Here is a 12,429-nt window from a genome sequence, read left to right on the forward strand (position 1 = left end):
TAAACATCCATCTTTCTACCGGTAGACGTATAACGTTTACCGGCACAAGTTCAACTTTCTATCATGTCTCCCCTATACATTCTCGCTCAGCCGCTTATCTTCAAATCATGGCATTCCGACGAACACTACGGAAGGATCTGGGAAATGACCACGACCGATAAGACAACAAAGTACCTTACCCGGCAGCAGGTGCTGGCACGATATGGCATCGGCAATACCACACTTTATCGGTGGATCGGTGATGAGCAAGTAAAATTCCCGAAGCAGAAGCACCTGGGAATACGCTGCATCCGATTCAGTGAGTCAGAGCTTGAGGCATGGGAAGCAGAGAGGGCAAGAATCAAAGGGTAATCCCACCTACAGCGACTGTCTGGCTCAGCAAGTCTCAAGCCTATAGTTGAGCCAGCATCATACTGTGCATCTGCACACATTCACCCATCGCAGCAAATGTTATCGATCCCTGTAAAAGTGGGTTGCGGCGACTATTTGCCTGCAAAAAATGATTATTAGATTGAAGGATCAGTCAGTTTAATGAAAACCACTCTATTTACCGAACAGGTAAAACAGGCGGCTGCCGGACACTGGGATGACATATTACAGTCTGCCTGCCACCTGTCAGAAAAAGAAGTTAACCCAAAGGCCAACAACATTCCCTGTCCTCACTGCGGTGGACACGACAGATACTCATTCATGCGCATTGAGGATGGCAACTACATTTGCCGCCAATGCGGTTCTGGTGATGGCTTTAACCTGATCATGAAAATTCAGGAATGCGATTTCAGCAGCGCTGTTAAAAAGGTTGCCGAGGTACTGGGAATCGAACAAAAGCCATTCTACACCCCAACCAAGATCACCATGCATAAAGCGCAAGGCCAAATGCGGCAACAGGAAAGACAGCGCAGATCAGAAGTAGAGGCTGAAAAGCAGCAAAAGTTACAGAAGCTTGCCGCAATAGATGCCGCTGAAAAAATGGCTATTGGCTCTCCAGCAACATCTCATCATCCCTACCTGATGCGAAAAGAACTTCCACCACTGGGATCACTCCAGAAGGGTGAACTCCTAATGGTGGGTCTCTATACACACCACCACAAGCTGGTGAATATTGAGTTCATTACCGGTAAGGGGAAAAAATTTGGTCTCAAACATGGGCAGCGTAAAGCCGTTTACCACCGCTTTGGCTCCCCCGCCTGGACGGTTTATATCTGTGAAGGCTGGGCGACAGGGGCAAGCCTTTACCTGATGGAAAACGGTGCTGTCAGAGTCTATTCCGCAATGGGAAAGGGAAATCTTGAGGCTGTGGCTTGTATTGCCCGAGATCAAAACCCGGATAGCCGATTCATCATTGCAGCAGACAATGACGCCCACCTCCCTACTAACCTTGGGCTCACTTCCGCCTTAAAAGCGGCAGAAATCATTGGTGCCACAGTAATGCTGCCACCAGCCATGGCCTCCTGCCCTCAGGGAACTGACTTTTCAGACTTCTACCTTGCCAATGGAGGGCAGAACTATGGCGCTCTGTGATACACAACAGGTCACAGTTATTAACCCCGACGATACTTCTGAGGAACTCCAGAAAGTATCCAGCCAGCCTACTATTGAGTGGCCAGAACTGAGATTACTGACAACGAACCTGTTGCCTGTTGAGCCAATCACACCCGACATGTTACCCAATGAACTACGGGGCTGGCTCACTGATCTTGTAGAGCGAATGGATAACGCCCCCTTCGACTATGCTGCCATTGCATCAATGGTTTCTCTGGCCAGCCTGATCGGGCGTAAGGCCGGCGTCCAGCCCAAACAGTTTGATGACTGGACGATTATCCCCAACTTGTGGGGGTGCTGCATAGGCAGGCCAAGTCAGAAGAAAACTCCGGTAATTAAGGCAGTAACCAAACCGCTAGCTCGGCTTGAAGTAGAGGCTAGAACAGAGCAAAAAGAAACTCTGAAACGCTATCAGGCCCAAGAAAAAATAACCCAGATGGCAATGAAAGAGGCAGAGAAGAAAGCAATGAAGCTGATCAGCTCGGGTAAGGTTGAAGAAGCAGAAGCCCTGTTACTGGATGACAGCTCAGATCCTGAAAAACCCGTATGTCAGCGCTATATCGTCAACGATGCCACCATTGAAAAGCTGGGGATTCTTTTATCTGAAAACCCCCAGGGCCTGCTATTGCTTCGCGATGAACTGTCAGGCTGGATATCCGGGCTTAACCGTCATGACCGTCAGCAAGACAGGTCTTTCTGGCTTGAGGCTTTCAATGGCGACGGCTCGTTCAGTTATGACCGGATTACGAGGGATGACGTTTTCATACCATCAAACACGGTATCCCTGCTAGGCGGTATTCAGCCTGGGCGGTTGTTACCTTTGCTCATGAGCCAACATGATGGCTCTGGTGATGATGGACTTGTTGAGCGATTTCAGCTTCTGGTTTACCCCGACAAACCGACATTCCGGCATACCGACCGAAAACCGGATAAAGCCTGTAAGGAGCAGGCAGAAAAAGTCTTCAACCGGCTCAGTGAAATTCCTTTTGAAGAAGATGAAAACAGCCGGACAGCACTCCGGTTTGATGAGCAAGGGCAGGAAGTGTTCAACCACTGGTATTGCGAGCTGATGGCCCGTATTAACAACAGCAACATCGACCTTCATATGGAAAGTCACCTGAGTAAATACCCGGCACTAATGCCAGCATTAGCGATGATCTTCCACGTTATCCAGCACGGTATTTCAGGAAACATCAGCAAGCAATCGGCTGAATTAGCAGTACGGTGGTGTGATGTTTTGGAAACACATGCCAGAAGAGTTTATGGCCTGGTTAACGATCCAATGGCCAGTGCACGCATTCTGGCTGACAGGTTAAACAAACTACCAGCCTCTTTCAAAATGGCAGACCTTGAGCGGAAGCGCTGGGTGGGCCTGCTGGATGTAAAGGAGAGGGAGCAGGCCCTGCACTGGCTTGAAGTTCATGGCTATATCGTCAAAAAAATCAGCCAAGGTAACGGTCGTCCCTCTATTACCTATCATACCAACCCTGCCTGTTTGGCGGACAAGGAAACGGAAAAAACGTAACCGTTGATACCAGCAGAAACCAGTAAAAACACAGTCCATCCACTTTTTACTGGTTTTTACTGAGACCTAGGGGCTGTTGATGTTTTATCGCGTGCTCAGCCAAAGCCAGCGTTTTCGTGGCTAGGCGTAGCAGCGCAGGAATGCTCATGCCTTTCAAGCTGCTGCAACGACGGCACGGAAGCGCTGGCTTTGGCCCTCCGGGTGGCTCGTAAAGCGGCCTTCCGACTGCGTTAAACTGGCTTGACGTAGAATAACTACGCGCTGCACCAGTTCGCCTTGCGTAAGGCCGCTTTACGAACCACTGAGCTCGCGATAAAACATCAACAGCCCCTAGCCAGTGGTTTTTGAAATTTTCAGGGAAGACATCATGCTTATCAATGCAGAAGAAGCGTTCAGAAAAACACAGGAATTCATTATTCTGTTAGTAGCACATCACCTGAGCCTGCACCCCTCCAGAATCAGGATTACCCGACTAACTAACCATCCAGAACACTGCCTGATCATAGAGGGAGAATACAAAAAACACAGGAGTAAAAAGTGGAAGCCTTTTGAGCCACTGATCAGGGCTGATGAAAACCACCCAATCTATAAAAATAGCCAGAAAAAATAATAGGTGGTTGTCGTTTTAAAGGTAGGGATACCGATGTATCCATGCCACTGTTGTGGGTAAAATGAAGAAAATGCAGTGACCGGGACGTGCAGGCATGACCATCGACAAATCCAAGCTCACAGAAGCGGATATTATCAGTAAATTCATTTTACCGACTATCAAAAAGGCGGGCTGGGACGACATGACCCAGATCCGTCAAGAGGTCAAACTTCGGGACGGTAAGGTGGTGGTTCGGGGTCAGGCGGCAGCACGTAAAAAGGTCAAGTCAGCAGATATTGTACTTTACCAGAAACCCGGCCTGCCGTTAGCCGTGGTGGAGGCAAAAGCCAACAAACATGAAATTGGCAAAGGCATGCAGCAGAGCCTCGATTATGCCCGCCTGCTGGATATTCCTTTTGCCTTCGCTTCCAATGGTGATGGTTTTATCTTCCATGACAAAACCAACCCTGCATCGCTGGAAACAGAAATCGGTCTTGAAGATTTTCCCTCACCCGAACAACTCTGGATCAAACTCTGCCAGTGGAAAGGGTACACCGAACAACAACTACCGGTTATCACCCAGGACTACTACGACGATGGCAGCGGTAAGTCGCCCCGCTACTATCAACTTCAGGCGATTAACAAAACCATCGAAGCCATCTCCAAAGGTCAGGATCGCGTACTACTGGTCATGGCCACCGGCACTGGTAAAACCTACACCGCCTTTCAGATTATCTGGCGGTTATGGAAAGCCAAGAGCAAAAAGCGGGTGCTGTTCCTGGCAGACCGCAACGTACTGGTAGACCAGACCCGTATTAACGACTTCCAGCCCTTTGGCACAGCCATGACTAAAATCACTGGCCGAAAGGTTGACCCGGCCTACGAGATTCACCTGGCACTTTATCAAGCACTGACTGGGCCGGAAGAACACCAGAAAGCCTACAAACAGGTTGACCCCAACTTCTTTGACTTAATCGTTATCGACGAATGCCACCGGGGCAGTGCCGCAGAAGACAGCGCATGGCGAGAAATTCTGGAGTACTTCAGCAGTGCCACCCAAATCGGTCTGACCGCTACCCCAAAAGAAACCGATGAAGTCTCCAACAGCAATTACTTTGGTGATCCGGTCTATACCTATTCCCTGAAAGAAGGCATCGAAGACGGCTTCCTCGCCCCTTACAAAGTTGTACGGGTTGATATTGATGTGGATTTACAGGGCTGGCGTCCCACCAAAGGGCAGGTGGATAAAAAAGGTGAGGTTATTGATGACCGAATCTATAACCAGAAAGACTTTGACCGCACGCTGGTGATCGATGAGCGCACACAATTGGTAGCTGAAACCATCACCAGCTACCTGAAGCGCACTGACCCCATGGCCAAGACCATTGTCTTCTGTAATGACATTGACCATGCAGAGCGGATGCGTCGGGCACTGATTAATTTCAATCCAGATCAGGTAGCCAAAAACGATAAGTATGTGATGAAAATCACCGGGGATGATGAACTGGGCAAGGCACAACTGGATAACTTTATTAATCCCAAGAAAGCCTACCCCGTCATAGCCACCACGTCTGAGCTAATGACCACCGGAGTCGATGCCAAAACCTGCAAACTGGTGGTGTTGGACCAGTCCATACAGTCCATGACCAAGTTCAAACAGATCATTGGCCGGGGCACCCGGATTGATGAGCGTTATAACAAGCTCTGGTTCACGATACTGGACTTTAAAAAAGCCACCGAACTCTTTGCGGATGAGCGCTTTGATGGTGTCCCCGAAAAAGTCATTAACACCAGCCCCGAAACCATTAACAATAATGACTCGGATCTGGACGATATACTCAACGACCCCACCAAACAGGAAACAGATCACACCGTCAACGAGCCAGCCGGTGACTATAATACCGGCAGCACAGACAGCTCAGCAGACACCAGCACCGATGACTTTAAGGATGAAAACAAAGTCACAAAGTTCCACGTCAACGGTGTCATGGTGAAAAAGGTGGCCGAGCGTGTTCAGTACTACGATACGGATGGCAAACTGGTAACGGAATCCTTCAAGGACTACACCCGCAAAACCATGGCCAAACAGTTCGCCTCTCTGGATGACTTTGTTAAAAAATGGCAGTCCGCTGAACGCAAGCAGGCCGTTATTGATGAACTGGAGCGGGAAGGCATTTTCTGGGAAATGCTGGCCGATGAAATAGGCAAAGACCTAGACCCCTTTGACCTGATCTGCCATGTGGTCTACGACCAGCCACCCCTTACCCGCAAAGAGCGGGCAGAGAATGTGAAGAAGCGCAACTACTTCACCCAATATTCAGATACCGCCCAGACTGTGCTTAACTCTCTGCTGGATAAGTATGCCGATGCCGGTGTGCAGGAAATCGAGAATAAAAATGTTCTAAAGGTTGCCCCCTTTACCACCCTGGGTCGCCCCATTGAGATTGTAAAAAAAGGCTTTGGCAAACCGGCCAACTACGAACAGGCCATCAGCGAGCTGGAAGCTGAAATTTACCGTTCCGCCTGACTTTATTGGAACCACAAAGTCCACGAAGAACACAAAGCCTGTAATACCTGTCTTTGTGCTTCGTGATTTTTGTGGTTAAAACCGCTTTTTTTAAGAGAAAATTATGTCCATCAGTTCCGTTATTAAATCCATTCAGGACATCATGCGTAAAGATGCCGGTGTCGATGGTGATGCCCAGCGTCTGGGGCAACTCTCCTGGTTACTGTTTCTGAAAGTGTTCGATGCCCAGGAAGAAGAACTGGAGTTTGAACTGGATGATTACCGGGCACCCATTCCCGATGAATACCTGTGGCGTAACTGGGCCGCAGACAAGCAGGGTATGACGGGCGATGACCTGCTGGGTTTTATCAATAACGATTTATTCCCGGATTTGAAAACGCTGCTTGCACCTGTGGATAAAAACCCACGGGGCTTTGTAGTGAAAGAAGCCTTCAGCGATGCCTTCAACTATATGAAAAATGGCACCCTGTTGCGTCAGGTGATCAACAAGCTGAACGAGATCGACTTTACCGACTCCAAAGAGCGACACCTGTTCGGTGATATTTACGAACAGATTCTGCGCGACCTGCAAAGCGCCGGTAATGCCGGTGAATTCTATACCCCTCGTGCTGTCACCCGGTTTATGGTCAACCGCATCAACCCACAACTGGGCGAAAGTGTGATGGACCCGGCCTGTGGTACCGGTGGTTTTCTGGCCTGCTCAGTGGACCACCTGAAAAAACAGGTAAAAACCGCCACCGACCACCAAACCCTGCAACAACAGATTCACGGGGTTGAGAAAAAGCAGCTCCCCCACCTGCTTTGCACCACCAATATGCTGCTGCACGGTATTGAAGTCCCGGTACAGATCAAACACGGCAACACCCTCAATAAACCGCTATCCAGTTGGGATGAGCAGATAGATGTGATCGTTACCAACCCGCCATTTGGTGGCACAGAAGAAGATGGTATTGAGAAGAACTTCCCGGCAGAACTGCAAACCCGTGAAACCGCTGATTTATTTCTGCAACTGATTATCGAAGTTCTGGCAAACAAAGGCCGTGCCGCCGTGGTGCTGCCCGATGGCACTCTGTTTGGTGAAGGTGTTAAGACCAAAATCAAAAAGCTGCTTACCGAAGAATGTAACCTGCACACCATCATTCGCCTGCCCAATGGCGTGTTTAACCCTTACACCGGCATTAAAACCAATATCCTGTTCTTTACCAAAGGCCAACCCACCAAAGAGATCTGGTTCTATGAGCACCCTTACCCTGAAGGCGTGAAGAACTACAGCAAAACCAAGCCCATGAAGTATGAAGAGTTCCAGCAGGAAATGGACTGGTGGGGTGATGAGACTGATGGTTTTAGCGCTCGGGTTGAAAACGAACAGGCATGGAAAGTCAGTATCAGCGATATTATCGGTCGCAACTTTAACCTGGATATCAAAAACCCCCATATCGGTGAAGTGGTCAGCCATGACCCTGACGAGCTGTTAGCCGAGTACCACCAGCAGCAGCAAGATCTGGATAATCTGCTGGGGCAGCTAAAAACCACCCTGGCCGATGCCTTAATCCGCAAACTTTAAAGAACAACTACCGAGGATTCCTTAGTCGTTCACTTTATTGGGTATAAGCGGAGAATACGCTGATGATCAACACACAAATTACCGAGAACCTGTCCACCCTGGCGCGTACCGTACAGAAACGCAACGCCACAGGGCGCGGCAGCAGCAAAAAGATTGACCTCTATGGCATCAAAAAACTCCGGGAACTGATTCTGGAACTGGCCGTACGGGGTAAGCTGGTGCCTCAAAACACGGATGATGAACCTGCGTCTGTGCTGCTGGAGCGGATTGCTGAAGAGCGGGGTAGGCTGGTAAAAGAGAAGAAGATTAAAAAGCCGAAAAAGCTGCTGGAGATTGGGGAGGATGAGAAGCCATTTGAGCTGCCAGAAGGGTGGCAATGGGAAAGGCTAGGAAATTTTGTCTCTATAATCCGTGGCATCACATTTCCAGCTAGCGAGAAAAGCCACGAGCCTTCAAACGGTAGAATCGCCTGTTTAAGAACTGCGAATATTCAAGAACAAATAGATTGGAATGACTTAATTTTCGTTGATAAAAAGTTCGTCAAACGCTCTGAGCAGTATCTTGAAGTTGGCGATATTGTTATGTCTATGGCAAATAGCAAAGAGCTGGTTGGTAAAGTCTCTTTCACACTCCAAATACCAACTACAACCGCAAGCTTTGGTGGCTTTTTAAGTGTTATCAGACCTTATCAGATAAGTGCCAATTATCTGATGACAATATTAAGAACACCACACGTCAGGAAGACACTGATTGGTAGCGCAAGCCAAACAACGAACATAGCAAATATTTCTTTAGAAAAGCTAAACCCATTATTAATTGCTGTTCCACCACTTGCAGAACAACACCGCATCGTCGCCAAAGTTGATGAGCTGATGACCCTCTGCGACCAGATCGAGCAGCAAACCGAAGCCAACCTGTCGGCCCATGCCACACTGGTCGAAAACCTGTTATCGACCCTGACCAACAGCGCCAATGCTGAAGAGCTGGAACAGAACTGGCAGCGCATCGCCGAACACTTCACCACCCTGTTCACCACCGAAGAAAGCATCGACCAGCTTAAACAAACCATCCTGCAACTGGCCGTTATGGGCAAGCTAGTCCCCCAAGACCCCAATGATGAACCTGCCAGCCAACTGCTGGAACGCATCGCTGCTGAAAAAGCGCAGTTGATCAAAGAGAAAAAGATTAAAAAGCAGAAAGCATTGCCACCGATTACGGAGGATGAAAAGCCGTTTGAACTGCCGGAAGGGTGGGAGGCAGAGCGCATAGGTACATTCAGTATTGTCGGTACTGGAGCAACCCCCTCCAGAAGCCAGCCTCAATACTGGGAGCCCAAAGAGATTAATTGGGTCACCAGCGGCGAAACGGCTGAACTATTTGTTAGAGACACAAAAGAAAAAGTGTCCAAATTAGCCATTAAAGAAACTAATGTAACTATTTATCCAGTTGGCACACTTATCGTTGCAATGTATGGGCAAGGCAAGACACGGGGACAGATAACAGAGCTTCTTACAGAAGCAGGAACTAATCAAGCATGTGCGGCTATTCGCCTATTCGATAGTTCAGAGCAACATAAAAACTATGTGAAATTGTTTTTCCGTAAAGCATATGAAGAGCTAAGAAGTAATGCAGCCGGAGGAGCTCAGCCAAACCTGAATGTCGGAAAAGTTGCTAATACCATAATTCCCATTCCCCCCTTGGCTGAACAACAACGTATAGTCGAAAAGGTCAACCAACTTATGCGCCTCTGCGATCAGATAAAAGTCCACCTCCAACAACAGCAACAAACCCGCATCCACCTAACCGATGCCATGGTCGCCACAGCATTAGCATGACATACAACCCACTGTATGAATAACAGCAGAAAAATGGTTGGGTACACTGTCTGAAAGCATTTGATACCTATAATGTCCGTTCACCCTGAGCAACGTCGAAGGGTGACTGGCACGACCTATCTCAAAAGCGTGATGCCAGCATCCTTTGACTCCGCCCAGAATGAACAGGGACAGAAGGTAAGCAGGGAGCTCACTACGGTCAATTTTCAACAACGATGACACTGAAGTTATCCTGAGCTTCCGCTGTCAATAAAGGAATTTGCTGGTGAATAATTTGCAGACAACTATCAGCATGACCTGTCAGCAGGTGTTCGCATTCAGACCAGAACCCATCAGTGCATAAAATGACTGGTTGAGATGGAATCGGTAGTACTTTTGTTTTTAACTGTCCCTGATTGTGTTGGCCGGTTTTCAGTTTGCAGGTCAGGAGGTGTCGTGATTGATTATATTGCTCTTGTGTAAGCTTTCCTTGCTGATACATGGATAGAAAAGGAACATCATCCTCGGTAAGCCACTCAACTCCTTTGTTGGTTAATAGCCCTGCCCGACAGTCTCCGCAATGACCGATTACCATGTAGTCGCGGGTTAATAACACCATGCTCAAACAAAATGCTGTTCCCTGATCATTCGTAGAGAGCGATCTCATTGCCGAGAGAATATTGCGGGTAAGCTGAGTCTCAGGCGATTCCGAATGGCTCCAGTCAGTAGCCTTTAGCATTGTGCAGAATGTCTTAACAGTAGTGGCCGTGTGCTCCGTATGGTTAATGCCATCACAAATTAGGTAAATATGCCCCTTTTCAATAGGCCAATGTTCAACATGGTCTGCATTTAGCGACTCTACGCCACCTGCCTGACTGGTCAGTATCTTTGGAGTCAATCGTTCAACTCCCTGCCTGCTAGCTTAAAGAAGCGCTCTTCGATCATGTCATACCGCTCGGCTTCCTCTCCATTCAGTGCACTGTCTAAAAGATAATCAAAGCTAGAGTCACTGATGAATTTATGCATTTCACCGCGCACATAGTCTCTAAGATCTTCCGGCCCAGACAAGATTTCATCCACCAGTGCATCACGACCATTCACCAGAATCACAATATCTTCTGCATCCTTGCTTTCCAGAATATCAGTACCCCGACTGAAGTAGGCAGCGAGCTTGGTTGCCAGCAGATAGGGAGCAGGAACAACTCGAATAGTGATATGACCGGGTAATGTATATGGAATGGCCTGCTCTCTTCCAGTCTGAAACCACGGATTTGAGAAGCCTAATATTTTTTCTTCATCCGGCATAACATCAACAATCACACCATTGCATACAAAACGACAGATAGGTGATATTGAATCATCTTCAGGCTGACTGTCTTCTTTAAAACCACGCTCTTTTAGCTGTGTTGCCAACCTTTGAAAATCGCCATAACTGGTAACAGATACGATAAAGTCCACATCTTTAGTGCTTCGGATATCCATAGGCTGGGCGTTATCCAGGTGCAGTGATACTGTAGCACCACCAACAAAAGCGACTTCTTCTAAAAGTTCAGAGCCTAAAGCATCGGCAATACCCAGTAGCAGCATTTCATGTTCGGTCATTATTCACCTTTTAATTCATTCAGGAAAGGAAGTGCTTCCTCTTTTTCTCGGGCAGAACCTATTCGGTAGATGTCTACCAGTGCCAGTTGTTGGTATAGCCAGCTATCTATCATTACGGCTTTCGATACTGACTTGAAAAGAGGCGATATAGCAACGCCTTTCATTGTTCCTCTGGCACAAGGCCAGACAGGTGGGTAGTCTGATGAGCTGGCAAAAACCTGATTAAATACTGGAGCGGCATAGGCCGTTGGAATGCCGCGAACAATCTGGCCTCTCTCTGTGAAAAAAGAGATGCCGACACCATGCTGGATGAAATTGACTAGAGCGCGGCGATTCACTCTTACGCCTCGACGCCCTTTGCTGATGAGCAGGCCTGCTGCTATTGCTCTTTTAGCCGACTGATTAGCTTCGCTAAGTGACATAAATAGCTGGCTGGCAAGTTTCCGATAAGTCCATGTGACCTGTTCGTTTTCATTTTGGGAAAGAAACTCATCAATGACAGCCAAATCAGCCTGATCAAAGTCATCTATTTCATCAGATACGATAATTTCATCTTTTTCCCGGTCATACAGGCTGATTTTTTCAATGTCATCTTTGGGGTGCACCCAAGCCTTTCCGAGCATATCTTTAGCAATAACTCCTTGATCCTGGATGCTTTTTTCGTATCTAAGAACTTTAAGGGTTACCAATAGGTCTTGAGGTTTTAGCATATTGGCGCTCCATACCATCTTTTGTTCGCGAACAGCAAACATTTTAGCTCATTCCAACATTTTTATGTCAAATAAATTATTTTTTAATTCAGCTAATGATCAGTTCCTGATCATAAAGTTCCGTACAAGTGAAAACCTGATTCATTGCTGCTATGACATAAGGGCTTTGATGATTAAAACAGGTACAGTTTCTTTTCGGATGTATTCACTAAAAGCACATAAAGTCGCTTTTATATTTTATCACTGAGGCGGAAGCTTTTTCGGGAAATCTGGTATAAGACTGAAGATGTCGTAAATGAAACTAGGCGCAATACCAGGCGCAAATCGCAGACACAAAAAAGCCCGTAGTGTTTACTAACGCTACGGGCTTTATCGTATATGGTGCCGGCACCAAGAGTCGAACTCGGGACCCACTGATTACAAGTCAGTTGCTCTACCAGCTGAGCTATACCGGCGAAGACGGAACGAATAATATGTATACGAAGGTCTCTTGTCAACAAAAAATCCAAACCTACTGCCCTGTTATTTCTTATGGGCTACCACCGTCAGGACATAT

At 47.7% G+C, this 12,429-nt stretch carries 10 protein-coding genes and 1 tRNA gene; 7 read left to right on the forward strand and 4 right to left on the reverse strand.

What is annotated here, in order from left to right:
• Window positions 1-144: 144 nt before the first annotated feature.
• The 7 genes from MJ595_RS04300 (at window position 145) to MJ595_RS04330 (ending at window position 9,582) form a co-directional block, all read left to right on the forward strand.
• Window positions 145-351 (forward strand): AlpA family phage regulatory protein, encoded by a 207-nt coding sequence (locus MJ595_RS04300; RefSeq protein WP_263081280.1) that lies wholly within the window; start codon window positions 145-147, stop codon window positions 349-351.
• Window positions 352-531: 180 nt separating this feature from the next.
• On the forward strand, window positions 532-1,521 hold the full coding sequence (locus MJ595_RS04305; RefSeq protein WP_263081281.1) for a toprim domain-containing protein: 990 nt from the start codon (window positions 532-534) through the stop codon (window positions 1,519-1,521).
• Window positions 1,508-3,067, forward strand: a complete 1,560-nt coding sequence (locus MJ595_RS04310) for a YfjI family protein (protein WP_263081282.1) — start codon at window positions 1,508-1,510, stop codon at window positions 3,065-3,067. The genes MJ595_RS04305 and MJ595_RS04310 overlap by 14 nt, the downstream gene beginning before the upstream one ends.
• A 367-nt stretch (window positions 3,068-3,434) precedes the next feature.
• Window positions 3,435-3,677 (forward strand): hypothetical protein, encoded by a 243-nt coding sequence (locus tag MJ595_RS04315; protein ID WP_263081283.1) that lies wholly within the window; start codon window positions 3,435-3,437, stop codon window positions 3,675-3,677.
• A 94-nt stretch (window positions 3,678-3,771) separates the two neighbouring features.
• The gene (locus MJ595_RS04320; protein WP_263081284.1) at window positions 3,772-6,183 is read left to right on the forward strand and encodes a DEAD/DEAH box helicase family protein; all 2,412 of its coding nucleotides are present in this window, start codon (window positions 3,772-3,774) and stop codon (window positions 6,181-6,183) included.
• Window positions 6,184-6,286: 103 nt separating this feature from the next.
• Window positions 6,287-7,747, forward strand: coding sequence for a type I restriction-modification system subunit M (locus MJ595_RS04325; protein ID WP_263081285.1), 1,461 nt, complete (start codon window positions 6,287-6,289; stop codon window positions 7,745-7,747).
• Window positions 7,748-7,809: 62 nt separating this feature from the next.
• Window positions 7,810-9,582 carry a restriction endonuclease subunit S gene (locus MJ595_RS04330; RefSeq protein WP_263081286.1) on the forward strand — a complete coding sequence of 591 codons (1,773 nt, stop codon included), beginning with the start codon at window positions 7,810-7,812 and terminating at the stop codon, window positions 9,580-9,582.
• A gap of 199 nt (window positions 9,583-9,781) precedes the next feature.
• Here the strand turns inward: MJ595_RS04330 and MJ595_RS04335 are convergent, their stop codons facing one another.
• The 4 genes from MJ595_RS04335 to MJ595_RS04350 form a co-directional block, all read right to left on the reverse strand.
• Complete coding sequence (locus tag MJ595_RS04335) at window positions 9,782-10,459, reverse strand: hypothetical protein (RefSeq protein WP_263081287.1); 678 nt, start codon at window positions 10,457-10,459, stop codon at window positions 9,782-9,784.
• Entirely contained in the window at window positions 10,456-11,163 is a 708-nt protein-coding gene (locus tag MJ595_RS04340) for a nucleotidyl transferase AbiEii/AbiGii toxin family protein (RefSeq protein ID WP_263081288.1), read from the reverse strand. Before MJ595_RS04340 ends, MJ595_RS04335 begins: the two co-directional genes overlap by 4 nt.
• On the reverse strand, window positions 11,163-11,915 hold the full coding sequence (locus tag MJ595_RS04345; RefSeq protein WP_263081289.1) for a hypothetical protein: 753 nt from the start codon (window positions 11,913-11,915) through the stop codon (window positions 11,163-11,165). Before MJ595_RS04345 ends, MJ595_RS04340 begins: the two co-directional genes overlap by 1 nt.
• A 337-nt stretch (window positions 11,916-12,252) precedes the next feature.
• Window positions 12,253-12,328: transfer RNA gene (locus tag MJ595_RS04350), tRNA-Thr, on the reverse strand.
• Window positions 12,329-12,429: the final 101 nt, after the last annotated feature.

The organism is Endozoicomonas sp. Mp262 (assembly GCF_025643335.1).
Classification (GTDB): domain Bacteria; phylum Pseudomonadota; class Gammaproteobacteria; order Pseudomonadales; family Endozoicomonadaceae; genus Endonucleibacter.

Coding starts and splice junctions, on each gene's coding strand:
- MJ595_RS04300 (WP_263081280.1), top strand. CDS start 145: ATGACCACGACCGATAAGACAACAAAGTACCTTACCCGGCAGCAGGTG.
- MJ595_RS04305 (WP_263081281.1), top strand. CDS start 532: ATGAAAACCACTCTATTTACCGAACAGGTAAAACAGGCGGCTGCCGGA.
- MJ595_RS04310 (WP_263081282.1), top strand. CDS start 1,508: ATGGCGCTCTGTGATACACAACAGGTCACAGTTATTAACCCCGACGAT.
- MJ595_RS04315 (WP_263081283.1), top strand. CDS start 3,435: ATGCTTATCAATGCAGAAGAAGCGTTCAGAAAAACACAGGAATTCATT.
- MJ595_RS04320 (WP_263081284.1), top strand. CDS start 3,772: ATGACCATCGACAAATCCAAGCTCACAGAAGCGGATATTATCAGTAAA.
- MJ595_RS04325 (WP_263081285.1), top strand. CDS start 6,287: ATGTCCATCAGTTCCGTTATTAAATCCATTCAGGACATCATGCGTAAA.
- MJ595_RS04330 (WP_263081286.1), top strand. CDS start 7,810: ATGATCAACACACAAATTACCGAGAACCTGTCCACCCTGGCGCGTACC.
- MJ595_RS04340 (WP_263081288.1), bottom strand. CDS start 11,163: ATGACCGAACATGAAATGCTGCTACTGGGTATTGCCGATGCTTTAGGC.
- MJ595_RS04345 (WP_263081289.1), bottom strand. CDS start 11,915: ATGTTTGCTGTTCGCGAACAAAAGATGGTATGGAGCGCCAATATGCTA.